This is a genomic window from Streptomyces filamentosus (assembly GCF_014654895.1).
GTDB classification, from domain to species: Bacteria; Actinomycetota; Actinomycetes; order Streptomycetales; family Streptomycetaceae; genus Streptomyces; species Streptomyces filamentosus.
Map to the genome: position 1 here is coordinate 2,138,928 of NZ_BNBE01000001.1, position 23,989 is coordinate 2,162,916.

Annotated in this window: 26 protein-coding genes; 10 read left to right on the forward strand and 16 right to left on the reverse strand. The window is 74.1% G+C overall.

Features of this window, described 5'->3' with window-relative positions:
• Positions 1-53: 53 nt before the first annotated feature.
• Positions 54-425: a hypothetical protein gene (locus tag IE326_RS09510; RefSeq protein WP_150230493.1), complete on the reverse strand. Its 372-nt coding sequence runs from the start codon at positions 423-425 to the stop codon at positions 54-56.
• 103 nt (positions 426-528) lie between these two features.
• On the opposite strand from IE326_RS09510, the gene IE326_RS09515 reads away from it, so the two are divergent.
• Positions 529-897 (forward strand): hypothetical protein, encoded by a 369-nt coding sequence (locus IE326_RS09515; protein ID WP_150230491.1) that lies wholly within the window; start codon positions 529-531, stop codon positions 895-897.
• A 13-nt stretch (positions 898-910) separates the two neighbouring features.
• Here the strand turns inward: IE326_RS09515 and IE326_RS09520 are convergent, their stop codons facing one another.
• The 3 genes from IE326_RS09520 to IE326_RS09530 all read right to left on the reverse strand — a co-directional run bounded on the left by IE326_RS09520 (position 911) and on the right by IE326_RS09530 (position 3,138).
• Positions 911-1,336 carry a glutaredoxin domain-containing protein gene (locus IE326_RS09520; RefSeq protein ID WP_190041283.1) on the reverse strand — a complete coding sequence of 142 codons (426 nt, stop codon included), beginning with the start codon at positions 1,334-1,336 and terminating at the stop codon, positions 911-913.
• 180 nt (positions 1,337-1,516) lie between these two features.
• Complete coding sequence (locus tag IE326_RS09525; protein WP_190041284.1) at positions 1,517-2,629, reverse strand: ICP22 family protein; 1,113 nt, start codon at positions 2,627-2,629, stop codon at positions 1,517-1,519.
• A gap of 98 nt (positions 2,630-2,727) precedes the next feature.
• Positions 2,728-3,138 carry a hypothetical protein gene (locus IE326_RS09530; RefSeq protein ID WP_030749439.1) on the reverse strand — a complete coding sequence of 137 codons (411 nt, stop codon included), beginning with the start codon at positions 3,136-3,138 and terminating at the stop codon, positions 2,728-2,730.
• A gap of 82 nt (positions 3,139-3,220) precedes the next feature.
• Here IE326_RS09530 and IE326_RS09535 point away from each other — a divergent pair, with 82 nt between their 5' ends.
• Positions 3,221-4,039, forward strand: coding sequence for a helix-turn-helix domain-containing protein (locus IE326_RS09535; RefSeq protein ID WP_030749443.1), 819 nt, complete (start codon positions 3,221-3,223; stop codon positions 4,037-4,039).
• Positions 4,036-4,212 (forward strand): DUF397 domain-containing protein, encoded by a 177-nt coding sequence (locus tag IE326_RS09540; RefSeq protein ID WP_030749446.1) that lies wholly within the window; start codon positions 4,036-4,038, stop codon positions 4,210-4,212. Before IE326_RS09535 ends, IE326_RS09540 begins: the two co-directional genes overlap by 4 nt.
• A 65-nt stretch (positions 4,213-4,277) precedes the next feature.
• Here the strand turns inward: IE326_RS09540 and IE326_RS09545 are convergent, their stop codons facing one another.
• The 5 genes from IE326_RS09545 to IE326_RS09565 all read right to left on the reverse strand — a co-directional run bounded on the left by IE326_RS09545 (position 4,278) and on the right by IE326_RS09565 (position 10,277).
• Positions 4,278-5,483: a peptidase inhibitor family I36 protein gene (locus IE326_RS09545; protein WP_150230483.1), complete on the reverse strand. Its 1,206-nt coding sequence runs from the start codon at positions 5,481-5,483 to the stop codon at positions 4,278-4,280.
• 187 nt (positions 5,484-5,670) lie between these two features.
• Complete coding sequence (locus IE326_RS09550; protein ID WP_190041285.1) at positions 5,671-7,023, reverse strand: FG-GAP-like repeat-containing protein; 1,353 nt, start codon at positions 7,021-7,023, stop codon at positions 5,671-5,673.
• A 178-nt stretch (positions 7,024-7,201) separates the two neighbouring features.
• Positions 7,202-7,570 (reverse strand): hypothetical protein, encoded by a 369-nt coding sequence (locus IE326_RS09555; RefSeq protein ID WP_190041286.1) that lies wholly within the window; start codon positions 7,568-7,570, stop codon positions 7,202-7,204.
• Positions 7,571-7,646: 76 nt separating this feature from the next.
• A complete protein-coding gene (locus tag IE326_RS09560) occupies positions 7,647-8,648 on the reverse strand; it encodes an alpha/beta fold hydrolase (RefSeq protein WP_190041287.1) in 1,002 nt (333 codons plus the stop codon).
• 939 nt (positions 8,649-9,587) lie between these two features.
• Positions 9,588-10,277: an iron-dependent transcriptional repressor DtxR gene (locus IE326_RS09565; protein ID WP_030749462.1), complete on the reverse strand. Its 690-nt coding sequence runs from the start codon at positions 10,275-10,277 to the stop codon at positions 9,588-9,590.
• 186 nt (positions 10,278-10,463) lie between these two features.
• On the opposite strand from IE326_RS09565, the gene IE326_RS09570 reads away from it, so the two are divergent.
• On the forward strand, positions 10,464-11,276 hold the full coding sequence (locus tag IE326_RS09570) for an SIS domain-containing protein (protein WP_190041288.1): 813 nt from the start codon (positions 10,464-10,466) through the stop codon (positions 11,274-11,276).
• Positions 11,277-11,409: 133 nt separating this feature from the next.
• On the opposite strand, the gene IE326_RS09575 is transcribed toward IE326_RS09570, so the two are convergent.
• The gene (locus IE326_RS09575; protein ID WP_150230473.1) at positions 11,410-12,738 is read right to left on the reverse strand and encodes a PAS domain-containing protein; all 1,329 of its coding nucleotides are present in this window, start codon (positions 12,736-12,738) and stop codon (positions 11,410-11,412) included.
• Between the two features lie 129 nt (positions 12,739-12,867).
• Between IE326_RS09575 and IE326_RS09580 the strand changes: the two genes are divergently transcribed.
• The gene (locus IE326_RS09580) at positions 12,868-13,200 is read left to right on the forward strand and encodes a hypothetical protein (protein ID WP_190041289.1); all 333 of its coding nucleotides are present in this window, start codon (positions 12,868-12,870) and stop codon (positions 13,198-13,200) included.
• Here IE326_RS09580 and IE326_RS09585 read toward each other — a convergent pair.
• Positions 13,160-13,822, reverse strand: a complete 663-nt coding sequence (locus tag IE326_RS09585; protein ID WP_150230468.1) for a response regulator — start codon at positions 13,820-13,822, stop codon at positions 13,160-13,162. The two genes, IE326_RS09580 and IE326_RS09585, sit on opposite strands and share 41 nt — an antisense overlap.
• Positions 13,823-13,835: 13 nt before the next feature.
• A complete protein-coding gene (locus IE326_RS09590; RefSeq protein WP_150230466.1) occupies positions 13,836-15,059 on the reverse strand; it encodes a sensor histidine kinase in 1,224 nt (407 codons plus the stop codon).
• Positions 15,060-15,165: 106 nt separating this feature from the next.
• Between IE326_RS09590 and IE326_RS09595 the strand changes: the two genes are divergently transcribed.
• Both IE326_RS09595 and IE326_RS09600 read left to right on the forward strand, forming a co-directional pair.
• Complete coding sequence (locus tag IE326_RS09595) at positions 15,166-16,107, forward strand: ATP-binding cassette domain-containing protein (protein ID WP_190041290.1); 942 nt, start codon at positions 15,166-15,168, stop codon at positions 16,105-16,107.
• Positions 16,104-16,847, forward strand: coding sequence for an ABC transporter permease (locus IE326_RS09600; protein ID WP_190042190.1), 744 nt, complete (start codon positions 16,104-16,106; stop codon positions 16,845-16,847). Before IE326_RS09595 ends, IE326_RS09600 begins: the two co-directional genes overlap by 4 nt.
• 289 nt (positions 16,848-17,136) lie before the next feature.
• On the opposite strand, the gene pdxH is transcribed toward IE326_RS09600, so the two are convergent.
• Positions 17,137-17,862, reverse strand: coding sequence for a pyridoxamine 5'-phosphate oxidase (pdxH, locus tag IE326_RS09605; RefSeq protein WP_150230462.1), 726 nt, complete (start codon positions 17,860-17,862; stop codon positions 17,137-17,139).
• A 187-nt stretch (positions 17,863-18,049) separates the two neighbouring features.
• Between pdxH and IE326_RS09610 the strand changes: the two genes are divergently transcribed.
• Positions 18,050-19,150, forward strand: coding sequence for a citrate synthase 2 (locus IE326_RS09610; protein ID WP_150230459.1), 1,101 nt, complete (start codon positions 18,050-18,052; stop codon positions 19,148-19,150).
• Here the strand turns inward: IE326_RS09610 and IE326_RS09615 are convergent.
• Positions 19,129-20,199, reverse strand: coding sequence for an isopenicillin N synthase family dioxygenase (locus IE326_RS09615; protein ID WP_150230457.1), 1,071 nt, complete (start codon positions 20,197-20,199; stop codon positions 19,129-19,131). The two genes, IE326_RS09610 and IE326_RS09615, sit on opposite strands and share 22 nt — an antisense overlap.
• A gap of 365 nt (positions 20,200-20,564) precedes the next feature.
• Between IE326_RS09615 and IE326_RS09620 the strand changes: the two genes are divergently transcribed.
• Positions 20,565-21,599, forward strand: coding sequence for a M4 family metallopeptidase (locus IE326_RS09620; RefSeq protein WP_229915263.1), 1,035 nt, complete (start codon positions 20,565-20,567; stop codon positions 21,597-21,599).
• Between the two features lie 48 nt (positions 21,600-21,647).
• Positions 21,648-22,610: a threonine ammonia-lyase gene (locus IE326_RS09625; RefSeq protein WP_190042192.1), complete on the forward strand. Its 963-nt coding sequence runs from the start codon at positions 21,648-21,650 to the stop codon at positions 22,608-22,610.
• A 27-nt stretch (positions 22,611-22,637) separates the two neighbouring features.
• Here IE326_RS09625 and IE326_RS09630 read toward each other — a convergent pair whose 3' ends face one another.
• On the reverse strand, positions 22,638-23,222 hold the full coding sequence (locus IE326_RS09630; protein WP_150230453.1) for a TetR/AcrR family transcriptional regulator: 585 nt from the start codon (positions 23,220-23,222) through the stop codon (positions 22,638-22,640).
• Positions 23,210-23,962, reverse strand: a complete 753-nt coding sequence (locus tag IE326_RS09635; protein WP_150230451.1) for an enoyl-CoA hydratase family protein — start codon at positions 23,960-23,962, stop codon at positions 23,210-23,212. The genes IE326_RS09630 and IE326_RS09635 overlap by 13 nt, the downstream gene beginning before the upstream one ends.
• Positions 23,963-23,989 lie beyond the last annotated feature (27 nt).

Here is a 23,989-nt window from a genome sequence, read left to right on the forward strand (position 1 = left end):
CCGGTGGGCCGGTGGGCCGACGAGTCGGCGGGTCGGCGGGTCGGCGGGTCGGGTCAGCGGAACTCGTGGGTGACGGTGATCGGCCCGACGAGGTGGGCGTTGAACGCGTCCAGCTCGTCGGCCGGCACCCACAGCTCCAGGATCGTCCGCCCGCCGGCCTGCCGCACCGGGTAACGGGCGAGGAAGGCGGAGTCGACCTCGAAGCGGGTGACGTAGCCGACGCCGCTGTGCTTCACGTTCCAGTCGCGGGCGATGCGGATCGCGTAGTCCTCGTTCAGGACCGGATAGAAGATCGGCTGCTCCGGCAGCCGCGCCGGCCAGGTCCGCCAGCCCGACTCCCGCACGAGCGCGAGCTCCTCGGGGCCGGTGGGGCGCCAGAGGGTCGTCGTCGCCGTCGCCGTCGGAGAGGTCTCGGTGCTGGTCATGTCGGAGACGGTAACGAGGCCGGCAAGACGGCTGCCAGAGGTTTTCCACAGCCCCTTGTCCACAGGGGTGCGGAGGGCGCGGCGGCAGCCGTAATCTCACGGCATGTCCCACCTCCTTCCTCCCGAAGTGGCCGCCTTCGTCGCCGACGCGGCCCGTCTTCCCCTGGCCGCGCTCCAGGACATCCGGCACGCCACGGCCGTGGCGGTCTCCTCCGGCGCCTACGACCTGAAGGCCGTCCCGAAGCTCGACGCGGCCCGCTTCTCCGCCCTCGACAAGCTGGTCCGGGACGCCTTCCTGCCGCGCGCGGAGGAGCTGAGAACCTCCCGGCCCGGCGGGGCCCTGTCCTCCGCCATCGGCCGGACCACGATGACCGCCCAGGCCGTCTGGAAGCGCGACCGCCTCACCCCCGAGCAGTACGCCATGCTCACCGACGCCTTCCCGCCCCACGGGGTCACCGTGCCGCCCCGGTAGGCGGACCCGCCGTTCAGAGCCGCTGCCGCAGCCAGGACGGAGCGGGGTTGGTGTGGTGGCGGCCGTCGACGAGGACGGTCGGGACGGTCTCGTTGCCGTCGTTCGCGGCGCGTACGGCTGCGGCGGCTTCGGGGTCGCGCCAGATGTCCACCCAGTGCGCCCGGTGCGCGCGGGAGCCGAGCCGGGTCCGCAGCCTCATGCAGTAGGCGCAGCCGGGCCGCCAGTAGACGACCGGCCGGCCGTCGGCGGCGCTGCGGCGCATGGCCTCGGCATGGGTGAGCGAACGGGGGAAGAGGAGAGGGGAGTTGACGAAGGCGAGGAGGAGGAAGGCGGCGAGGACGAGCAGGCCGGTGAGCGGGCTGCCGTCCGCCGCGCGACTCCCCCCGCCGAGCAGGCCGACGAGGATCAGGAGGACGGGGAGGAGCCAGGCTCGTATCACCGGGTCAGGGTAAGGGGTCGTGCCTGGCGGGCGGGCGGTTCGGGGAGGGGCGGGGCGGGGCGGGGCGGGGCGGGGGGGAACAGGCGGGCGGGCCGATCCGAGACGGTTCGGGACGGCCGGAGCCCCTGGTGACGGCCGCGTACGTCGCGCGACCGCAGGCCGAGGGCCGGGGGCGGGGCTTCACGAGGTGGCGGGCGCCGGGCCGTCGAGGGCCGACCAGGTGCGGTCGGGGTGGGCGGCGAAGGCGTCCGCGACGCGGGTGCGCCAGGTCGGGCGTTCGGGGCGCGGCGGCGGCTGGGCCCCCGGGGCGGCCTTCCGGGCGGTCTCGCGGCGGCAGGGAGCGCAATGGGTCTCGTCGCCGAGCGGGCGGAAGGCGTGCGGCTCCCCCGGCCCCGCGCAGTCGACGAGCGCGCCGGGTGCGGGGCGGGGGGCCTCCCCGAGCGGGGGTTCCGTCCGCTCCTGCGGGAGCTTCTCCGTCAGGCGGTGCCGGAGGAACCCCACCGCCGAGTGGACGCCGGTGCGGGGCAGGTGGGCCGTCAGCGCGTGCCGGAGGTCGTCGGGTGTGATCCCGCGCCTGAGCCATTCCGCCGCCATCGCGGCGAGCCCGCGCGCCTCGCGGACCCCGAGGAGCAGGTCGCGGTGTTCGCGGCGGAGGGAGAGCAGGAGGTGTTCGGCCTGGGCGAGCCGGGGGTCTGCGGGAGCGGGTGACTCGGCGGCAGTTGGCTCGGGGGCGGAGGACTCGGGGGCGGGTGATTTGGGGGCGGGTGGCACGGGTGCCTCACCCTCGTCCTCGCCCTCGCTCCCATCCCCGTTCTCCTTTTGCCGGGAGGGCGTTCGCGGGGGTTCTTCGGTGGGTGGGTGGGGGGTGTTCTTCTTCTCCCCGTCTTCTTCCTGGGGAGAGTCACCGGGCTCCGGTGGGGTCGGTCCGCCGACCATCGGTTCGCGCACGGTCGGTGACCGGTCGCCGTCGCGCACCCCCGCCGCCTCCTCGCGCCCGAGGGGGATGTTCGCGAGGAGCTGTTCGGTGATCCAGCGGCCCCTGTCGCCCTGCCACCGCCACTCGTGCAGATATCCGCACGCGGCGAGGCATTCCTTCGCCTTCTGGTACGCCCGGGGCTTCATGCCCAGGTCGACGGCGTGCTCACCCAGGGGTTTGGCGGTGGCCGCGCTCTCGGGGAGTCCCTGGACGTGGAGGACGAGGATCTTCGCGTCGCTCGTCAGCCGGCGGTTCCGGATGACACTGTGCGCGGCCTTCGTGTACGCCGAAACCGGCGCGATAGCATGCCGAAGCATTTCTGGTGGACCTCTGTCTTCCACTGGTGATGAAGGCCCTCGGTTAGGTGTTGGCGCACCGCCGGGGGCCGCTCCTTTTACGGAGCGTGACGTTTCCGTCACCGTAGCGCAGACTCCACCGCCCGATGCAACAACTCTCCCTCCACGAACGGATCTTCGAGCGTCGGGAGAGACCTCCAGCCCAGCGGCCACGTCGTCCCGCCGAACGCGGGGATCCCGACGTACGACTCGCTCCGGCCGCCCCCGTACAGCGCCCGCGTCGGCGCCGGCCACGAGAAGGCGGCGGCCGTGCCCGGTGCCAGCAGGAAGTAGACGTTCCGCTCCCGCGTGGCCTCCCGCACGATCGGCCCCGCCTGGAATCCCGTGAACGCCATGAGGTCGTACGCGACCTCCTCCCCCAGGTACCCGCCGATCCGCACGGCGTCGAAGTGCACGCCCGCGAGCCGTAGGGCGTGACCGGATGCGGGGACCCAGGAGGGGGCGGTGACAAGCGACTTGCTCAGATTCATGCGACCAGCTTTGTGGGCGTGGTCTGCTGTTTCCAGGGACACAGTGAGGTTGTGCAGGACTGTGCACTCGGGAAGGCGGGGTGTGAACGAGAAGACCGAACAGGGCGTCGGTGCCGCGAAAACCTTCGGGATGATGCTGCGGTTCTATCGCGAGCGGGCCAAGCTCTCTCAGGAGGCCGTGGGCAAGGCGACCGGCTATTCCAAGTCCCAGGTGGCCATGATCGAGCGTGGGCTGCGCCATCCGAAGGGCGAATTCGTGCCGATCGTGGATCCACTGCTGGGTGCACAAGGTGCACTGCTGAAGCTTGCGGAGCAAGTCGTCACGAGTGGTGTCGCGGCCTGGTTCGAGGACTATCTGGAGGAGGAGAAGAAAGCCGTCGGCATCCACAAGTACGACTGCCATCTGATCCCTGGGCTGCTCCAGACCCATGAGTATGCCCGGGCCGTCTTCCACAGCGCCGTCCCGCCCATGGAGGACGACGACATAGACGTGCATGTCGCGGCTCGGATCAAGCGACAGGAGTTGTTCTTCCGGAAGCCCGCCCCCTTGGTGACCTTCGTACTGGAGCAATCCGCCCTCACCAAGCCACTCGGCGGCCCCGAGGTGCTGCGGAAGAACCTGCTGCACGTACGCGAGTACGCGGATCTCCGCAACGTGAGCATCCAGGTCATGCCTGGCGGCCAGTGGACCCACGCCGGGCTGAGTGGCTCTTTCACGGTCCTGGAGACCAACGAGCACCGCGGCCGCCTCATCTATGTGGAGGGCCAGGTCGGACGATACTTTGTGACCGAACCGCCGGACGTGGCAGTCGTCGCCGCTCGCTACAGCGAGTTGAGGGCCCAGTCCCTCACCCCGGAGGACTCCGCACGACTCATCGAGAAGATGGCACAGGAACTGTGAGCACTGATCTCAAGTGGTTCAAGAGCAGCTACAGCAGCGAACAGGGCGGTGACTGCGTCGAGGTCGCCACCGGTGTGCACCTTGTGCACGTCCGGGACTCCAAGGACACCGCCCTGCCCTCCCTCTCCGTCTCGCCCTCCGCCTGGGACGCCTTTCTCCAGCGCGTGAAGTAGCCGGCGGGCAGCGCACAGGGCCTCCACCCCAGGTCGGGGTGGAGGCCCTTCTCGTGCGCGGTGGATCAGAAGTTGCCGTTCAGGTCGGCCCAGTCCGCGTAGGGGGCGGCGATGCCGGGCTGGAAGCCGGGCGTGGCCTTGCCGAGGTAGTCGGTCTCGACGCCGGCGCGGGTGATGGCGACGAGGTCGTTGTTGCCGTCCGCGCTGTAGTCGCCGTTCGCGAGGAAGGAGGACATGCCGCTCCAGCCGCCGCCGATGAGGACGCGGCTGCCGAGGGCGCTGGGCTTGCCCGGGTACAGGTACAGGCGGCCGGAGGACGTCTCGCGGCCGAGGAGGTCGGCCTTGCCGTCCTTGTTCATGTCGCCGAAGCCGATCAGGGCGTTCATGCCGTTCCAGCCGCCCGCGCCGATCAGCACGCGGCTGCCGAGGCCGGGGGTGGTGCCGCCCTTGCCCGGGTACATCCACAGCTTGCCGGTGGACTTCTCGACGGCGAGGAGGTCGGAGAGGCTGTCGCCGTTCATGTCGCCGAAGGCGGTGAGCTGGGTCATGGCGTTCCAGCCGCCCGCGCCGATCAGCAGACGGGTGCCGAAGCCGGGGGTGGTGCCCTTGCCCGGGTACAGCCACAGCTTGCCGGTGGCGCCCTCGCGGGCGATCACGTCCTCCTTGCCGTCGCCGGTGAAGTCACCGTGGCGGGTGAGGGCGCTCATGGCGTTCCAGCCGCCGGCGCCGATCAGCTTGCCGGTGCCGTCGCCGGGCAGGAACCACAGGCGGCCGGCCTTGTCGCGGGTGAGGACGTCCGCCGTCCTGTCGGCGTTGAAGTCGCCGAAGGAGGGGGCGGTGGCCTGCGGGTCGGCGTGCCACTCCGGGTACGCGTCGAGGCCGGTGCACTCGCGCTCGGTGGCGACGAGGCGCAGCGAGCTGACCGAGGTGCTGCCGGGGCCGCCCCACTCGGTGCCGGACGGGTTCGGGTCGATCTGCCAGACGTCGCCCGCGTAACCGTAGTTCGGGTCGTTGTGGAGGCAGGCGAACTTGTTGGTGCGGTTGGAGACCGAGCGGAACTGGTTGTCCCAGGCTCCGAGCGTCGCGACGCTCACGTTGGTCTTGTACATGGTGCCGGTGGCGTTGTCCGTCTTCCAGGCACAGAAGTAGCCCGACGGGCAGTCGCTCGCCGCCGCCTGGGCGGGCGCCGCGCCCGCGCCCAGGACGCCGAGCGTGGTGAGGCCGAGGGCCGTGGCCGTGGCGGCCAGGCGTCGGCGCAGAGTGGTGCGCATGTGCTGTGTTCCCTCCGAAATGAACGGCGCGGAGACGTCGGTGGGGGGATCGCTCGACGCGCCGTGGCACGGAAATGTACCCCGTCGCGGAGAGAGGTCCGCCAGGGGGGTGGGGGGAGGGAGGGAAGGGGGCGCCCCCGGTCCCTCCGGGGGCGCGGGGGAGGGAGCCGGGGGCGTCGGGGAGGTGTCAGAAGACGGTGTCCATGTCGTTCCAGGTGCGGTCCCGGCCATCCCAGTACCCGGGGTGGAAGGTGCCGTTCCCCTTGCCCAGGTAGACCATGAGGCAGCCGGAGTAGGAGCAGTCGGTGCTCCGGAAGGCGCTGTTGCTGAGGGCGATGAAGTCGTTGACGCCGTCGAGGCCGCTGTCGCCGACGCCGACGAGGCGCGCCATCGCGTTCCAGCCCCCGCCGAGGAGGACGCGGGAGCCGAGGGCGCCGGTCCTGCCGGGGTACAGGTACAGCTTGCCGGTGGCGGGGTGGCGGGCGAGGAGGTCGGCCTTGCCGTCGCCGGTGACGTCGCCGGGGGCGGTGAGGGCGTCCATGGCGGTCCAGCCGCCCGTGCCGATCAGCTTGCGCGCGCCGAAGGTGCCGGAGGTCGTACCGGTGCCCGGGTACAGCCACAGCTTGCCGGTGGACTTCTCGACGGCGAGGAGGTCGGCGCGGTTGTCGCCGGTCAGGTCGCCGAGGGCGGTGATGCGGGTGAGGGCGTTCCAGCCGCCGGTGCCGACGAGCCTGCGGGTGCCGAGCGTTCCGGAGGCCGTACCGGTGCCGGGGTAGAGCCACAGCTTGCCGGTGGACGCCTCGCGGGCGATCACGTCCTCCTTGCCGTCGCCGGTGAAGTCGCCGTGGCGGGTGAGCGCGTTCATCGCGTTCCAGCCGCCGCCGATCAGCTTGCCGGTGCCGTCGCCGGGCAGGAACCACAGGCGGCCGACCTCGTCGCGGGCGAGGAGGTCGGCCTCGTCGTCGCCATTGAGATTGGCGAAGGACGAACGGCCGGCCGGGTTCGGCTCCGCCTCCCACGTCGGGTACGCGGGGCCGTAGCACTCGCGCTCGGTCGGGACGAACTTCAGCGAGCTGACCGACTTGCCGATGTAGCCCCACTCGGTGCCGGCCGGGTCGGGCGCCTGCGAGCCGATGCTCCAGTACGAGGTTTTGTAGCCGGGCTCGTCGTACGCGCAGACCCACTGGGTGGTGCGGTTGGAGACGGCGTTGATCTGGCCGTCCCAGGCGCCGAGCGTCGACATGCTCCCGGTGAGCTTGAGCATCTCGCCGGTGGCGTGGTCGGTCTTCCAGGCGCAGAAGTAGCCCTTCGGGCAGTCGCTCGGGGCCGCCTGCGCCGGGGCGGCGGCCGGGCCGAGCGCGGTCAGGGCGGTGAGCGCGGTCAGGGCCGTGAGCACGGCGAGCCCGCGCGCGGCGGGCCGGACGGCCTGGGCCGCCGGGGCCCGGCTGTCGGCCTGGGTGTCGGCCTGGGCGTGGGCTCCGGCCCGGACGGTGGCGCGGGGCGCCGGACCGCGGCGGTGCGGTCGGAACAGCAGAGACATGTGTGGATTCCCCTCCGAGTACGGCGCGGAGCCGGGCCCCTGGGCCCTTCCTCTCGACACGCCGTGGGAGGGACCGTACCGCGTGGGGCGCGGGGGGCCCACAGGGGGCCCGCGAGAGGCCCGACCTGCGGCGATCGGCCCGGCCCGATGGCGGTCGGACCGGCCGGCGACGGTCGGGTCAGCCCGCGGTCGGGTCCGCGTCGCGCATGCCGGGGAAGCCGTAGCCCTCCGTCTCGTCCCAGTCGACGTCGAGGTCGTCCATGTGGACGTGCCACCGTGCGTCCGGCAGCGCCCGGCGCAGTTCGGTCACCGCGTCCAGGACGTGGACCATGACGGGCACCACCCGGTCCGGGTCGAAGGGCAGCTTCGTGGAGCCCGCCAGGATCCCGTCCGGTTCGCCGCCGCCGTCCCCGTAGAGGTGGAGGCTCTCCTCGTCCTCGTACGGGAACGCGGCCAGGTGCCCGGCGGCGACGCGCTCGACGGCCGCCGTCTCGGCCTCCGTCAGGGGGTACGGGCGGTGGGCGGAGTAGTACAGGGAGACGCTCATGGGACGGACGGTACGGGAGGGGTACGACAGCGGGCGGGGCGGCGAGGGGCGGCGCTCCGTGGGCGGCCCGGGAGTGTCAGGTGGTCAGGGCGCCGGTCAGGAAGGGGGTGACCGCTTCCGCCCACGCCTCCGGGTGGGTGTAGTGGAGGAGGTGACCGGCATCGGGGATCTCCGCGTACGCCCCGCGGGGGAGGACGCGGACCATCTCCTGGGCCTCGGCGCGGCCCAGTTCGCCGTCGAGGCCGCGGACGACCAGGGTGGGGCAGCGGACCTGGGCGAGGGAGTCCCAGTGGGCGTCGTGCACCCAGGTCTCGCGGGAGGTGAGCATCTGGGCGGGGTCGAAGACGGGGTGCCAGCCGTCCGGGCGCTCGGTCATCACCTCGGCGAAGAAGGCGCCCCGCGCCGGGTTCGGCGTCTCGACCCACGGGTCCTCCGCGCCGAACCAGCGGTGGACGGCCTCCGGCGACGGGAAGGGCGCGGGCCAGCCGGCGAACCAGTCCTGCCAGGCGCGCTGCGAGGCCGCGCCGAGCGCGGACGCCCGCATGTCGCAGATGACCAGGGCGCCGACCAGGTCCGGGCGTTCGGCGGCCAGCTGCCAGGCGGTGAGCGCGCCCATGGAGTGGCCGACGAGGGTGACGGGGGCGAGGCCGAGCCGTTCGACGACGGCCGCCGCGTCGGCCACGTACGCCTCGCGCGTGAACGGGCCGCCGGGCGGCTTCGCGGCGGCGCCGTGGCCGCGCTGGTCGAGCGCGATCACGCGGTGCCGGCCCGGGCCCTCCGCGAGGAGGCGCGCGGCGGGGGCCCAGTGGCCCGCGTGGCCCATCAGGCCGTGGAGCAGTAAGACCGGGGCGGTGTCCGCGGGCGCGGAGGAGTCGGAGGGCACGGAGGAGGGCACGGCGGGCGCGGGGGCCGCCGGGCGGTCCTCCGGGGCGGAGGGCTGGCGGGCGATGGCGACCGGCGGGCGCGCGGGCGTCCGGGCTCCGGGCCCGGCCCCCTCGCGGGGCCCGCCCTCGGCCGTGAAGTCCAAGGCCGCCAGCCGGATGCCGTCGGCTCCGGTGACGTCGAGTCGTCGCGCCATGTTCTGGCACCCCCTCTTTCCCGTCGAACCCCGCCAGACTATCGAACCCACATTCGAAAATGCGCTTCTGCCACCCAACACCCCTCGTTCGAGTGACAGGGCTCAAGGATTGACGAGCGCTGCCGAGGGGAGATCTTCAACGGGAGGCGGACCGCTCGGGGAAAACGGTCCGAGGGGACCGACCTTGAGAGCTCGGGGCTCCAGGTCGGAACAGGGGAGGACAGGCCCCGGCGCCACAGAGCGCCGGGGCCCTCTGTCTTCCGGGACGGCAACGGCCCACCGGGCGCCGCCGACTGACGGCCCGTCCGTCGGAGCGTCCGCCCCTCCGGACGAGTCGCCGCCGGACAAGTCGCCGCCGGAGTCGGATCCTGACGGGCCGTCGAAGCCGGATCCGGGCGGGTCGCCGGAGCCGGACCCCGGCGGCCGTCCGGGCGGGCTCCGGCCGGGTTCGTCCGTCGCATGCCCCTCCCCTCGCCGCCGCGTTCCGCCTCAGCGTGGCACGCCAAGGGCGCGGCCGTGGCCATTCCGGCGTAAATCGGGTCCCCCGGCGGACAGTCGAAGCGGTTCCGTGACCTTCCGGCCCTCCGGCCCTCCGGCCCCCGGGCCCATGCGGGGGCCCCGGGGGGCCCGAGGCGACCCGGGGGGGGTCGAGGCGACCCGGGGAGCCCGGGTCGCGGAGGGCCTGCACGAGCGCCCTCGCGCCCTACGCGCGGCGGTACGGGGCGGGGTACGGGCGCCGGCGCGCCTGCGGGGACAGGTGCGGGGGCGGGGGCAGGGACGGGCACGCACGCGGGTACGGGTCCGGGCGCGCCCGCAGGGACGGGCACGGGCACACCCGCAGGGACGGGCACGGTCGCGGCCGCAGTGGGACGCGTGGGGGCGGGGGCGCGTGCGATACGCCCCCGCCCCCACTCGTCCTACTGTCCGCCCGTATCGCCCTCAGCGCTTCGCGACGAAGACGTGCGCCGCGACCTCCGCGTCCAGCTCCGCCGCCTCGCCGCTGCTGCCGACGAGCACGCCGCCCGCCGACTCCGACACCGAGACGACCGAGCCGGGCTGCACGCCCGCGCGGCGCAGCGTGTACATGAGCTGGGCGTCCGTCTGGATCGGCTCGCCGATGCGGCGGACGACCACCGTCTTGCCCTCGCTCGCGTCCAGGTCCGCCAGCGACACCATCGAATCGTCGAGGAAGGACTCGGCCTCGGCCTTCTCGCCCAGCTCCTCAAGGCCCGGGATCGGGTTGCCGTACGGCGACTCCGTGGGGTGGCGCAGCAGCTCCAGGACGCGGCGCTCCACGGCCTCGCTCATCACGTGCTCCCAGCGGCACGCCTCCGCGTGGACCTGCTCCCACTCCAGGCCGATCACGTCGACGAGCAGGCACTCGGCGAGGCGGTGCTTGCGCATCACGCGGGTCGCGAGGCGGCGGCCCTCCTCGGTCAGCTCCAGGTGGCGGTCGCTCGCCACGGCGACCAGGCCGTCCCGCTCCATGCGGGCGACCGTCTGGCTCACCGTCGGGCCGCTCTGGTCGAGCCGCTCGGCGATGCGGGCGCGCATCGGGACCACGCCTTCCTCTTCCAGCTCCAGGATGGTGCGGAGATACATCTCCGTGGTGTCGATCAGTCCGGACATCCGTGCCCCTCGATGAAAGTCGTGCGCTGGCCCTGCACCAATTCTTGCGCATCGGGCCGACAAGCGGGCTTTCCCCGCCCCAGAGCGGGAGAAGTGAGGACACGGAGGCGGCGGGGGCAGTATTGACAGAGCAATGGTCCAGACCGCACCGTGATCGGCGACCTCGACGAGAAGGAGCTTCCTCACATGGGCGAGAACGCGGGCGAGAACACGGCCGGGAACGCCGGGAACACCGCCGCGAGCGCGGCGGAGAGCAAGCTGGCGGGACAGTTCTTCGACGCGGCGATCGGCCTGCTCCAGCAGGTCCGCGACGAGGACGCCGCCGAGATCGCCGCCGCGGGGACCGCCGTCGCGGAGGCCGTCGCGAACGGCAACCGGATCTTCACCTTCGGTGCCGGACACTCCTCGCTGCCCGCCCAGGACGTCGTCTACCGGGCCGGCGGCCTCGCCCTGATGAACCTGCTCGTCGTCCCCGGGGTCGTCGGCGTCGACGTCATGCCGGCGACGCTCGGCTCCGCCCTGGAGCGCGTCGACGGGCTCGCCGGGGCCGTCCTCGACTCCTCCCCCGCCGCCGCCGGGGACGTCCTCTTCGTCATCTCCCTCTCCGGCCGCAACGCCCTGCCGGTGGAGATGGCGATGAACGCCCGCGCGCTCGGCCTCACCGTCATCGGCGTCACCTCCGTGGCGTACGGGACGGAGACGAAGTCGCGGCACGTCTCGGGGACGTACCTGAAGGACCACTGCGACATCGTCCTCGACTCGAAGATCGCGGTCGGCGACGCGGAGCTCACCCACGAGGGCATCGAGGCGCCCTTCGCCCCCGCCTCCACCGTCGTCACCAGCGCCCTCATGCAGGCCACCATGGCCGCCGCCGCCGAGGAGCTGGTCCGGCGCGGGATCGAGCCGCCGCTGCTGCGCTCGGGGAACGTCGACGGCGGGCACGAGTGGAACGGCCGCGTGATGACCGAGTACGCGGACCGGATCTTCTACAAGCACTGACCCGCGCGGAGCACCGGCCCGCCCGGAGCACCGGCCCACGCGCGGGGGCCTGAAGAACGGGCCCCACGCGCGCGTGGAGGCCGGGCGCCGCTTTCCGGCCCTCACGCGCGTGGAGCGGGCCTTCCCCGGTCGCTCACGGGAGCGGCGGTACGTCCAGTGCCGCCGCCACGCGGGACGCGACCGTCTCCGCGTAGACGGCGTCCTGGCGGTCGAAGCCGCCGCGGGCCGCCGTCCGCAGGAAGGTGAGGACGCCGACCGTACGGCCCCGGGACCGCAGGGCCGTGCACAGGGCGTGCGCCGTGTCCACGGGCCAGTGCCGGGCCCCCGCCCACTCCGCCGCGTCCCGGCCCGCGCTCACCCGCACCGAGGCCGCCCGGTCCCACGCCTGGAGCGCCGGGTGCTCGGAGCCGTACCGCTGCGGGAAACCGCCGCCGAGGCCGCCGCCGTCCGGGGCGCCCGCCGGGGACGCGACCGCGCGGGACAGCCGCCGGTCGCCCGCCACCCGGTCCACCAGGCCGTGGTCCGCGAACCCGGCCAGCGCGAAGTCGAGCAGCACCGCCACCGCCTCCGCCGGATCCGCGTACTCCGCCGCCGCCAGGCCCGCCCGGTGCAGCTGGCTCCAGCGGAACCGGGTCCGGTCCGCCTCCCGCGCCGCCAGCCGCTCCGCCGTCACGTCCTGGAAGAGCCAGGCCACGCCCAGCGGCACCGGCTCCTCCGTCATCGGCGAGGCCAGCCGGACGAAACCGCTGCGCCAGCACCGGCGCCGCTCCCCCGCGCCCGGGGCGCCAGGAGGCGGCGGCAGCGTCACCCACAGGTCCGCCGGCTCCGGCGGGGCGCCCTCCGCGAGCACGTGCTGGAGCGCGCCCTCCAGCTCGTCCACGCCCCCGGCGACCACCTCGCCCAGCGGGCGGCCCAGCGGCGTCGTGCGGCCCGTGCCGATGGCCCTGGCGGCGTAGCCGTTGACCACCGCGGGGCGCAGGTCCGCGTCGATCAGGACGACGCCCCACGGGGCCTCGTCGAACAGGGCCTCGCTCAGGGCGATCGACCGCTCCAGGTCGATCTGCGCGTGCACCTCGCTGAAGGCGCAGTACACCCCGGCCGGGCGGCCGTCCGCGCCCCGCACCCCCGCCGACTGGCTGCGCACCAGGACCCGGCCGCCGTCCTTGCGGAGCAGCGCCAGCTCGTGCACCTGCCGTCCCGGCGTCCGCATCGCCGCCATGACACGGGCGAGGATCCCCTCCGCGTCGGCGCTCCGCGCCGCCCACCCGTCGAACCCCCGCCGCCCCACGGCCTCCGCCGCCGGCCAGCCGAGGATCCGCTCGGCCTCCCGGTTCCAGTGCGTGACCGTCCCGTCCGCGTCCAGCGCGCACAGCGCCGCGTCCATCCCGTCGAGCAGCGCGGCCAGCAGATCACCCCCCGGCACGGAAGCGGTGTCGCGCGCGGACCCCGTGAAGGCACTCACCTGGCACTCCCCCCGGTAACCCCCCTGTTGCAGGCCATTCAACTGGAACGTGACCCAGAACACACCACGTTCGGCGAAACGTTTTCAGGAAGGCCGGAGGACACCGGCTCCGGCCACGACGATGACGGAATGACGACCGCCCCCGCCGCCTTACGAGGTCTGGCCGCGAACCCGTCCCTCCCCTCCGACCTGCTGCCCGCACTCCTGGCCCGGACCCGGCGGGCCGCCCGCCACCCCGGCCTCCCCCGCCCGCTGATGGAGTCGGTCCTCCACGAGGCGGACGGGCGCACGGGCATCGAACTGGCCCGGAACCCCGCCCTCCACGACGATTTCCGGCCACGGCTCGCCACCCACCCCGACCCGTGGGTCCGCGCCGCGCCGGTCGACTTCTCCGGTCGGGACAATCGGGCCGGGGGACCCGTCAGGCCGGGGAGACGAAGCCCGATTCGTAGGCGGCGATGACGGCTTGGGTGCGGTCCCGGGCGCCGAGTTTGGCGAGGATGGCGCTGACGTGGGACTTCACGGTCTCCGTGCCGACGATGAGGCGGGAGGCGATCTCGGCGTTGGAGAGGCCGCGGGCCATCAGGCGGAGGACGTCCTCCTCGCGGTCGGTGAGGGCGGCGCGGGTGAGGGCCTCGCGGGCCTCGTTGGCGGGGCGGTCCTGGCCGTAGGCGGCGGCGAGGTCGCGTACGGCGGCGGGGAAGAGGAGCGAGTCGCCCTCGGCGACGAGGCGGACGGCGTGGACGATCTCGGCGGGGCGGGCGCGCTTGAGGAGGAAGCCGTCGGCGCCGGCGCGGAGGGCGCCGTAGACGTACTCGTCGTTCTCGAAGGTGGTGACGACGAGGATCTTGGGCGGGGAGTCGACCGTGCGGAGGACCGCCGACGTCGCCTCGATGCCGTCCATGAGGGGCATGCGGACGTCCATGGCCACCACGTCGGGGCGGAGGCTGCGGACGAGGGGGACGACGGCCGCGCCGTCCGCGGCCTCGCCGACCACCTCGATGTCCGGCTGGGCCTCCAGGACGGCGCGCAGACCGGCCCGGACGAGGGGTTCGTCGTCCACGAGAAGGATCTTGATCGGCATCGGGTCAGCGTAGTCAGCGCAGGGGGAGGGTCACGTCCACCCTCCACGCGCCGTCCTTCACGCCCGATCTGGCCTCGCCGCCGAGCAGGGCGGCGCGCTCGCGGATGCCGCGCAGGCCGCTGCCCGAGCCGGGGACGGCGGGCGGACGGCCCTCGGGCAGCGGGTTGACGACCAGGAGGCGGAGGCGGGAGCGGGCCGCCGTCACCCGGACGGTGACGGGGACCTGGCCCGCGTGCCGCAGCGCGTTCGTCAGGGCCTCCTGGAGCATGCGGTACGCCTCCCGGGAGACGGGGCCCGGCAGGTCCTCCACGGGGCCGGTGACCTCGGCCTCCACCTGCGCGCCGGAGGAGCGGGCGGAGTCGAGGAGGCGGGCCGCCTCGTCGAGGCCGGGGCTCGCGCCGCGCGGGCGGCCGGTCTCGCGGAGCAGCAGCAGGACCCGCTCCAGGTCCTCCAGGGCCGCCCGGCCGGTCTCCTCGATGACCGAGAGCGCCCGGTCGGTGAACTCGGGGTCCTTCGCCGCCCGCGCGGCGCCCGCCTGCACCACGGCCAGGGTGAGGGCGTGGCCCAGGGAGTCGTGGAGCTCGCGGGCGATCCTGTTCCGTTCGAGGAGGCGCTCCGTCTTCTCCTCCAGGGCCGTCATGCGCTCCTTCACCGAGGGCCCGAGGAGCCGGCGGGCGACCTTCTCGTCCAGCCGGCCGCCCGCGACGACCAGGGCGAGGAGGACGAGGAGCGGCAGCGGGGCCAGGAACGCCGTGCCCGGCCCCGCGGGCGGGGTCAGGGACCCCACCACGGGCTCCTCCACGGCCGTGTCGACGAGCACCAGCGCGCACTGGAGCAGCCAGATCGACACGATCCAGGCGACGAGGCCCGCCTCCATCCGGAAGACCAGCCACAGGGCCGTCCTGCCCCGGTCCGCCCAGGAGGCGGACGGGGCCGCCGAGACGCCGGTGACCGCGTCGACCAGGACCTTCCCGCCGCGCGCGCGGGCGTGCTTGCCGGGGAAGAGCATCAGGCGCGCCTGGAGGCCCTCGGCGCGGCGGGCCGAGGGGACCAGGGCGAGCGCCGCGACGACCGGGACGGGCAGCGCGGCCGCGATCAGCCAGTCGCCGAGCGTCGGCGAGGACAGTCCCGGATAGATCAGTCCGGCGGCGAGCGGCACGATCGCGCCGATCACCAGGTGCAGCCAGCGGGTGTACGTGACCGCCCTGACGAGGGGACGCAGGGAGCGCAGGAGCATCCCGTCATCCTCGCAGCGGGCGTCCTCGGGCGGCTCCCCCGCACGGGGGAGACGGTCCCCTCCCGCAGGGGATGGCCCGGGGCCGTCCGGCGGCCAGGCTTGAGCCATGACCAGCATCGACGTCAAGAACCTCACCAAGGAGTACGGCGGCAGGCGCCCGGCCCGGGCCGTGGACGAGCTGTCGTTCCGCGTCGAGCCGGGCCGCGTCACCGGCTTCCTCGGCCCCAACGGGGCGGGCAAGTCGACCACCATGCGGCTCGTCCTCGACCTCGACCGGCCGACGTCGGGCACCGCCACCGTCGGCGGCCGCCCGTACGTGACGCTGGACGATCCGCTGCGCACGGTCGGCGCCCTCCTCGACGCCCAGGCCGCGCACCCCTCGCGCACCGGCCGCGACCACCTCCGCGTCCTCGCGGCGAGCAACGGGCTGCCGGAGCGCCGGGTGGGCGAGGTGCTGGCGGAGACGGGCCTGGAGCCGGCCGCCCGCCGCCGGATCAAGGGCTATTCGCTGGGCATGCGGCAGCGGCTGGGCATCGCCGCGGCGCTCCTGGGCGACCCGGAGGTGCTGATGCTGGACGAGCCGGCGAACGGCCTGGACCCGGAGGGCATCGTCTGGATCCGGGGGCTGCTGCGCCGGCTGGCCGCCGAGGGGCGGACGGTCCTGGTCTCCAGCCACCTCATGAACGAGACGGCGACCTTCGCCGACCACCTGGTGGTCCTGGGCCGGGGCCGGCTCCTCGCGGACGTGCCGACGCGGGACTTCATCGAGGCCCACAGCAAGGCGCGGGTGCGGGTGCGCACCGGCGACCCGGTGCGGCTGCGGGCCACGCTCCTGGCGAAGGGGTGGTCGGTCGGCGACGCCGCGGACGCGGACGGCCGGTGGGTGGTGGAGGGCGCCCGTGCCGAGGAGATCGGCGCGGTCACCGCCCGCGAGGGCATCCCCGTCTTCGAGCTCGTCGACGAGCGCGCCTCGCTGGAGCAGGCGTATCTGGCCCTCACCGCGGAGGCCGCCGAGTTCACCGCCGCCGCTTCCCCCCTGGAGGTCTGACCGTGTCCACCACCGCCGTGCTCCGCTCCGAGTGGATCAAGATCCGGTCGATCCGGTCGGGCTTCGGCTCGCTGCTCGCCGTCCTCGTGGCCTCCGTGGCCGTCGCCCTGGCGGTCTTCCCCTCCATCGGGCAGCCGGAGGCGGCGACCGGCGAGATCGACCGCCTCTTCTGGCTCTACTACCCGATGAACTTCGTGCAGATCGCGGCGATCTCCTTCGGCGCCACCGCGGCCTCCTCCGAGTTCCTGAACGGCGCCCTGCGGAACTCCCTGGCGGCCGTGCCGAGACGGAACCTGCTCTTCGGGGCGAAGACGGCGGTCGTGGGGGCGGCGGCGCTCGCGGTGGGCGTGGTGGCGGGGTTCGTCATGTTCTTCACGGCGAACGCCTTCCTGGGGCCGTACGCCGTCGGGATCGGCGAGCCGGGCGCGCTGCGGTCCTGCTTCGGGGCCGGGCTCTACCTCGCGCTGATCACGCTGTTCTCGATGGGGCTGACCTTCCTGCTGCGCAGCGCGGTGGCGGTGCTGAGCATCCTGATCCCGTTCATCCTCATCGTGTCCTTCGTCATCGGCGGGGTCAGCGAGGGTGCCGCGACCTGGCTCCCGGACCGGGCCGGCCAGCAGATCCTCTTCCAGGAGCCGCTGGGGACCCTGGGCGCCTGGACGGGCATCGGGGTGACCGCGCTGTGGGCGGCGGCGGCGCTGCTCGCCGGGTGGTGGTCGCTGCGGCGGCGGGACGCCTGAGGGGCGCCGATTAAATCGCTTGTGGCGCTCCCGGGAGGTTCGTAGGGTGGGGATACACGCGAAAGGAGGTGATCCGAAAAAATGATTTCTTTTCGGACTCGTGAGGTGACTGCGGGCTAAGGCCTGCCGTCGCACGATGTGCACCTCGGCAGGCCCTCTGCCGAAACCCGAGCAGTCACCCGACCCGTGGGCCGCCGGCAAGTCCGGCCGGCTCCCGTCCGAACCTAGGCGGACGGGACCAGAGGCCCACGGGTCGTCTGCGTGTCGGGGCCCGGCGGCCGGCCGGGAGCTACGGCGCCAGCCGCTCCACCCGCCAGCCCGCGCCCGCGCCTCCACCGCCCCCACCGCCGGCTTCGCCCGCGCCTTCGCCGCCGCCCGCGTCTCCGTCCTCGCGGACGTACCGCAGCCGGTCGTGGAGGCGGTTCTCGTGGCCCTGCCAGAACTCGACCGTCTCGGGGACGACCCGGAAGCCGCCCCACTGCGGCGGCACCGGGACCTGCCCGGGGTCGGGGTGGCGGGCCGCCAGCTCCTCGTAGCGGGCCAGGAGCTCCTCGCGGGAGGCGATCACCGAGGACTGCTCGCTCGCCCAGGCGCCCAGCTGGGAGCCGTGGGGGCGGGTGCGGAAGTAGGCGGCGGTCTCCTCGCGGGAGGTGCGGGAGGCGCGGCCGGTGACGATGACCTGGCGGGCCAGCGGGTGCCAGGGGAAGAGCAGCGAGACGTACGGGTTCGCGGCCAGTTCGGTGCCCTTGCGGGAGCCGTAGTTGGTGAAGAAGACGAAACCGGCGCCGTCGTAGTGCTTGAGCAGGACCGTCCGGGACGAGGGGCGTCCGTCGGGGGTCGCGGTCGAGACGACCATCGCGTTCGGCTCGTGGATCGCCGGGCTGGCGGCGGTCTCCTTGAACCAGGACGCGAACTGCCGGATCGGATCGGGTGCGAGGTCGGCCGCGGTCAGTTCCTCGGTGCGGTACTGCTCGCGCATGTCGGCGGGGTCCAGGGCTTCGGTCACGGGGGCCATCCTGCCGCAGTGCCCCAGTGTGCCCGCGGCGGCGGGGCGCCAATCCTTCGTCGCCGGATCGGCGCAGTGTGCCGGATGTCACGCTTCCCCGCATCATCGGAACCGTACAGACTCATCGGCTGGATGGCTGTTGAGTCTCTCCAGCCCGCCGTTCGGTTGATCGATCATCGATAGAAGGAGCCGCCTGATGTCCGACTTCGTACCGGGCCTCGAAGGAGTCGTCGCGTTCGAGACCGAGATCGCCGAGCCCGACAAGGAAGGCGGCGCGCTGCGCTACCGCGGGGTCGACATCGAGGACCTCGTGGGTCACGTCTCCTTCGGCAACGTGTGGGGTCTGCTCGTCGACGGCGCCTTCAACCCGGGCCTGCCGGCCGCCGAGCCCTTCCCGATCCCGGTGCACTCCGGCGACATCCGGGTCGACGTGCAGTCCGCGCTCGCCATGCTCGCGCCGGTCTGGGGCCTCAAACCGCTCCTCGACATCTCCGCCGAGCAGGCCCGCGACGACCTGGCGCGCGCCGCCGTCATGGCCCTGTCGTACGTCGCGCAGTCGGCGCGCGGCCAGGGGCTGCCGATGGTGCCGCAGAGCGAGATCGACAAGGCCGACTCGGTCGTCGAGCGGTTCATGGTCCGCTGGCGCGGCGAGCCGGACCCGAAGCACGTCAAGGCCGTCGACGCCTACTGGACCTCGGCCGCCGAGCACGGCATGAACGCCTCCACCTTCACCGCCCGCGTCATCGCCTCCACCGGCGCCGACGTGGCCGCCTCGCTCTCCGGCGCGGTCGGCGCGATGTCCGGCCCGCTGCACGGCGGCGCGCCCTCCCGCGTCCTCGGCATGATCGAGGAGATCGAGCGGACCGGCGACGCCGTCGCGTACGTCAAGCAGGCCCTCGACAAGGGCGAGCGCCTGATGGGCTTCGGCCACCGCGTCTACCGCGCCGAGGACCCGCGCGCCCGCGTGCTGCGCCGCACCGCGAAGGAGCTGGACGCGCCGCGCTACGAGGTGGCCGCCGCGCTGGAGAAGGCCGCCCTGGAGGAGCTGCACAGCCGCCGCCCGGACCGGATCCTCGCGACGAACGTCGAGTTCTGGGCCGCCATCGTGCTGGACTTCGCCGAGGTCCCGGCGCACATGTTCACGTCGATGTTCAGCTGTGCCCGCACGGCCGGCTGGTCGGCGCACATCCTGGAGCAGAAGCGCACCGGCCGCCTGGTGCGCCCCTCCGCCCGCTACACGGGCCCCGGCCGCCGGGACCCGCGCGACATCGAGGGCTACGCCGACATCGTCGGCTGATCCCGCCGCAGCAGCAGGTCCGCGTGGTGGCGCGCCGCCACCAGCGGGTGGGCGCGGAGCTTGCCCTTCAGGGCGTTGCGGCCGTACTCGGCGAACAGCGGGTTCGCCGGGTCGGTCGTGACGCCGGGGGCGGTGGAGGCGTACGGGAAGTCCAGCGGGGCGATCCGGGCGTCGAGCCGCGGGTTGTAGAAGAACGGGACGGAGTAGCGCTCCGTCGCGCCGGGCGGGGAGACCACCCGGTGGTTGGTGGCGACGAGGTAGCCGTCGGTCGCGACTTCGAGGAGTTCGCCGAGGTTGACGACGAAGGCGCCGGGCAGCGGCGGCACGTCGTGGAAGTTCCCGTCCTCGCGCTGCACCTGGAGGCCGCCCACCTGGTCCTGGAGGAGCAGGGTGAGGAAGCCGTAGTCCTTGTGGGCGCCGACGCCCTGGTCGTCGCCCTCGCCGCTGCTGCCGGGGTAGCGGACCAGCTTGAGCTGCGGGTGGGCGCGGGGGCCGAAGATGTCGTCGTAGAAGTCGGGGGCCGCGCCGATGGAGGCGAGCAGTTCGTGGAGCAGCCGCTCGGCGACGCCGCTCAGCCGGTCGATCCAGTGCAGGGCGGCGGTGCGCAGCCCGGGGAGGGCCTCGGGCCACTGGTTGGGGCCGTCGAGCCACCAGTACGCGGGCTCCCAGGGGGCGGGGACGCGGGCGGGCAGCTCGGCGCCGATGTCGAGCTGGTCGCGCCAGTCGCGGGCACCCTGCGTGCGCTCGTCGCCGACCCGGGTGTAGCCGCGGAAGTGCGGCGAGTTCAGGTTGTCGAGGGCGCGCCGGTCCGCCTCGGGCAGGGCGAAGAAGGCCCGCATGGCGTCGGTGAGGGCCCGGGTCTCGGCCTCGGTCACGCCGTGCCCGACGAGCTGGAAGAAGCCGACGTCGTGGGCGGCGGAGTGCAGCTGGGCGTGGAGCAGCCGGCGGGCGTCGGGGCCGCGGTCGGCGGCGGAGAGGTCGACGATCGGGAGCTGCGAGGCGTACGAGGAGGAGACGGCGGGGGTGAGGGTGGGTGCGCTGAGGCTCATGGGTGCGTCCGCGGGTGTACGGGTCCCGGGGCGGCCGCCAGGGGTGGGGCGGGGGCCGCGGGTGCCGGTCGACGGGGGTCGTTGAGGGGACCCTGCGGGGCGTGGAAGGTGGCGCCTCGGGGGTCAGGCGGCGCGGCGACAGCTCATGCTCGTGACGCGGACGAAGTCCACGTGGCGGCGGCGTACGAGCAGGGGCATGGCACCAGAGTACTGCGGCCTCCCGACTTCGCCTGTGGTCCGCGTCACAGCGGATCGAGGGGGCCCGGGTCTGGTGGGCGGGGCGTCCGGTACGCGAAGATCGCCGCCTCGCATGTCGAGCACATGCCAATCATCTCGTCGCCGCGTCCCCGCGCAGGAGGATGTCCATGACCACCCGCAGCCTCACGGCCGCCGCAGCCGTCGCCCTGGCCGCCGCCGGAGCCCTCCTCCCCGCCCCCGGCGCCACCGCCGCCACCGGCCCCGCCGCCCCGCAGGGCCGGATCTTCATGGTCAACCCCGTGCAGTCCACCGGCGACCAGACCCTCGCCGACCACAAGGACGCGGCGGGCGACGTCCCCGCCTCCGCCTACGCCCTCGCCCCGCTGCGCAACCTCGACGGCAGCGGCGCCCTGTCCGGGAAGTGGGCCGTCGTCCGCTCCGAGACCGGCAAGCCCGCCACGGTCGCGCAGGCCGCCTCGTACGACCGCTCCCAGGACGGCTTCGAGCAGGTCATGGCGTACTTCTGGGTCAACGAGGGCCAGGAGTACCTCCAGGGCCTCGGCTTCGGCACCGAGCTGCCCGGCGCCAACGACCGCGTCCAGCCCGTCCGGCTCAACCAGTGGGGCTCCGACAACTCCTTCTTCACCGACAAGAAGGACGAGATCCGCTTCGGCAAGGGCGGCGTGGACGACGCCGAGGACGCCGAGGTGATCCTCCACGAGTACGGCCACGCCGTGCACGAGGCCCAGGTCCCCGGCTTCGGCTCCTCCGCCGAGGCCGGCTCGATCGGCGAGGCCTTCGGCGACTACCTCGCCGTCGCCGTCGGCGACCACGCGGCCCGGAAGTACGGCTGGCCCGTGAAGGCCGAGCAGGCGTGCGTCGGCGACTGGGACGCCACCTCCTACAGCGCCGCCCCGCACTGCCTGCGCCGCCTCGACGGCACCAAGACCTACGCCGACCGCGAGGGCGAGGTGCACGCCGACGGCGAGATCTGGTCCCGCGCCCTCTTCGACATCCGCGGCGCGCTCGGCGCCCGCACCGCCGACCGGATCATCGTCAACGCCCAGTTCGGCTTCGCCCCCGACACCTCCTTCGAGGCCGCCGCCCGCACCACCGCCGAGACCGCCCGCCGGATGTACGGCGCCGCCGCCGAGGCCGCCGTGCGGGACGCCTTCCGGGCCCGGGAGATCCCCGGCGTCTGACCCGAACTCCCCCGCCCGCCGGGGCCGTACGGCACAGTGGAAGGCGTGCTGATCACCGTCGCGGACGTCGAAGCCGCAGCCTCAAGCCTCACCGGACACGTCGTACGGACCCCGACCCTGCCCAGTCCCGGACTGACCGCGCTCCTCGGCGCCGACGTCACCGTCAAGCTGGAACTCCTCCAGCGCACCGGCTCCTTCAAGGCGCGCGGGGCGGTCGCAAAGCTGCTGGCCCTGGACGGGGCCGAGCGGGCGGCGGGGGTCGTCGCCGTCAGCGGCGGCAACCACGGCATCGCCCTCGCCGTCATGGCGGGGGCGCTCGGCGTGCGGGCGACCGTCGTCATGCCCCGCTCCGCCCCGGCCCGCGCCGTCGACACGGCGAAGGCCGCCGGGGCGGAGGTCCTCCTCGCCGACACCATGCCCGGCGCGTTCGCCCTCATGGAGGAGCTGCGGGCGGGCGGCCTCACCCTCGTCCACCCCTTCGACGACCCGCTCGTCATCGCCGCCCAGGGCACGGTCGGCCTGGAGCTCGCCGAGGACGCGGGCGAGCTGACCGACGTCCTCGTCAGCATCGGCGGCGGCGGTCTCGCCGCCGGCGTCGCCGCCGTCCTGCGCGCCCGCCGCCCCGGCGTCCGCGTCTGGGGCGTCGAGACGGAGGGCGCCCGGGCCATGACGGCGGCCCTCGCCGCGGGCGGGCCGGTGCCGGTCGAGCTGTCCTCCGTGGTGTCCACGCTGAGCGCGCCCACCGTCTCCGCGCTCACCCACGCGCACGTGGCGGAGCTGGTCGAGGACGTGCTGACGGTCACCGACGCGGAGGCCGTCCAGGGCACCCTGGACCTGGCCGAGCACGCCAAGGTGTGGGCCGAGCCCGCCGCCGGCTGCCTCCTGCCGGCCGCCCGCCGCGTCCTGGAACGGGTCGGCCCCGGCGCCCGGCTCGGCCTCGTCGTCTGCGGCGGCAACACCACCGTCGCCGACGTCACCGCCTGGGCGGACCGCTTCGGGCTGCGGACCTGACCCTCCCGGCCCCGGGTGCCCCGGCCGTCAGTCCTCCGCGAGGGCCTCGTCGATCAGCCGGGACCACTGGGCGACCACGCGGTCGCGGCGGGTGGTGTCGTCGGTGAGGAGGGTGGCGAGGCCCAGCCCGCGGGCCATGTCCAGGAGGCCCTGGACGGTCTCGCGGACACCGGGGCGGGACTCGTCGGCGCCGAGGAGCTCGACCGCGATGCGGTGCGACTCGCGGCCGACCCGGGCCTCCAGCTCGGTGACCCGGGCGCGGAGCTGCTCCTCGTTCGAGGCCGCCACCCACAGCTGGAGGGCGGCCCGGAAGAGGGGGCCGGTGAAGAGGCCGACGAGGGCGGCGACGGTCTGGGCCCGGTCGTCGGTGGGCAGCGCCCGCAGCGCCTGCGAGCGCTCCTCCGCCACGTACTCGACCGCCGCCGTGAACAGGTCCTCCCGGGTCGGGAAGTGGTGCTGGGCGGCGCCCCGCGACACCCCCGCCCGCTCCGCGACGACCGCCACCGTGGAGCCCGCCCAGCCGCGCTCGGCCAGGCAGGCCACGGCGGCCTCCAGGAGCCGCTGCCGGGTGGCGCGGCTCCTGTCCTGCTTGGGTGCGGTCACAACCGCCATTCGGGGTCCCGTCGTTCGAGGAAGGCCGTCATGCCCTCGCGCGCCTCGGCGGAGGCGAACAGGGTGGCCGATCGCCGGACCAGCTCCTCCGCGTCGCGCTCGAAGGTCTCCAGGACTCTAGCGGTGACCAGCCGTTTAGCCTCGCGCAGCCCCTGCGGCGAGCCCGCCCGCAGCCCGTCGAGGATCGCGTCGAGCTCGTCGTCGCCGGCCGTGACCAGGCCCATCGCGCGGGCCTCGGGGACGCCGAACCGCTCGCCCGTCAGGTAGTGGCGGGCCGCCGCGCGCGGCTCCAGGCGCGGCAGCAGCGTCAGCGAGATCACCGCGGGCGCCACCCCGATCCGCACCTCGGTGAGCGCGAAGTCCGCGCCCTCCCCCGCCACCACCACGTCACAGGCGCCGAGCAGCCCGAGCCCGCCCGCGCGGGCCCTGCCGCCCGCCCTGACGTGCCCGACCACCGGCTTCGGCAGCTCCACGACCTGCCGGAGCAGGTCGACGAAGGCGTACGGGCTCGGCGGGGCCTTCAGATCCGCGCCCGCGCTGAAGGTGGAGCCGGTGTGCGTCAGCACCACCGCCCGCACGGCCGGGTCCTTCCCCGCCCCGGCCAGCGCCTCCGACAGACCGGCGACGAGTCCGGCCGACAGGGCGTTGCGGGTGGCCGGGGAGTCGAGGGCCAGGGTGACGACCCCGCGTTCCTCGGTGACGGCGATCGGGCCGCCGTCCACGTGCGGTCCGCTGTTCATGCGTGGTCCCCCGCTCTGTCGTCCATG

Coding starts and splice junctions, on each gene's coding strand:
- IE326_RS09510 (WP_150230493.1), bottom strand. CDS start 425: ATGACCAGCACCGAGACCTCTCCGACGGCGACGGCGACGACGACCCTC.
- IE326_RS09515 (WP_150230491.1), top strand. CDS start 529: ATGTCCCACCTCCTTCCTCCCGAAGTGGCCGCCTTCGTCGCCGACGCG.
- IE326_RS09525 (WP_190041284.1), bottom strand. CDS start 2,629: ATGCTTCGGCATGCTATCGCGCCGGTTTCGGCGTACACGAAGGCCGCG.
- IE326_RS09530 (WP_030749439.1), bottom strand. CDS start 3,138: ATGAATCTGAGCAAGTCGCTTGTCACCGCCCCCTCCTGGGTCCCCGCA.
- IE326_RS09545 (WP_150230483.1), bottom strand. CDS start 5,483: ATGCGCACCACTCTGCGCCGACGCCTGGCCGCCACGGCCACGGCCCTC.
- IE326_RS09550 (WP_190041285.1), bottom strand. CDS start 7,023: ATGTCTCTGCTGTTCCGACCGCACCGCCGCGGTCCGGCGCCCCGCGCC.
- IE326_RS09555 (WP_190041286.1), bottom strand. CDS start 7,570: ATGAGCGTCTCCCTGTACTACTCCGCCCACCGCCCGTACCCCCTGACG.
- IE326_RS09560 (WP_190041287.1), bottom strand. CDS start 8,648: ATGGCGCGACGACTCGACGTCACCGGAGCCGACGGCATCCGGCTGGCG.
- IE326_RS09565 (WP_030749462.1), bottom strand. CDS start 10,277: ATGTCCGGACTGATCGACACCACGGAGATGTATCTCCGCACCATCCTG.
- IE326_RS09570 (WP_190041288.1), top strand. CDS start 10,464: ATGGGCGAGAACGCGGGCGAGAACACGGCCGGGAACGCCGGGAACACC.
- IE326_RS09580 (WP_190041289.1), top strand. CDS start 12,868: ATGACGACCGCCCCCGCCGCCTTACGAGGTCTGGCCGCGAACCCGTCC.
- IE326_RS09585 (WP_150230468.1), bottom strand. CDS start 13,822: ATGCCGATCAAGATCCTTCTCGTGGACGACGAACCCCTCGTCCGGGCC.
- IE326_RS09590 (WP_150230466.1), bottom strand. CDS start 15,059: ATGCTCCTGCGCTCCCTGCGTCCCCTCGTCAGGGCGGTCACGTACACC.
- IE326_RS09595 (WP_190041290.1), top strand. CDS start 15,166: ATGACCAGCATCGACGTCAAGAACCTCACCAAGGAGTACGGCGGCAGG.
- pdxH (WP_150230462.1), bottom strand. CDS start 17,862: ATGGCCCCCGTGACCGAAGCCCTGGACCCCGCCGACATGCGCGAGCAG.
- IE326_RS09610 (WP_150230459.1), top strand. CDS start 18,050: ATGTCCGACTTCGTACCGGGCCTCGAAGGAGTCGTCGCGTTCGAGACC.
- IE326_RS09615 (WP_150230457.1), bottom strand. CDS start 20,199: ATGAGCCTCAGCGCACCCACCCTCACCCCCGCCGTCTCCTCCTCGTAC.
- IE326_RS09620 (WP_229915263.1), top strand. CDS start 20,565: ATGACCACCCGCAGCCTCACGGCCGCCGCAGCCGTCGCCCTGGCCGCC.
- IE326_RS09630 (WP_150230453.1), bottom strand. CDS start 23,222: ATGGCGGTTGTGACCGCACCCAAGCAGGACAGGAGCCGCGCCACCCGG.
- IE326_RS09635 (WP_150230451.1), bottom strand. CDS start 23,962: ATGAACAGCGGACCGCACGTGGACGGCGGCCCGATCGCCGTCACCGAG.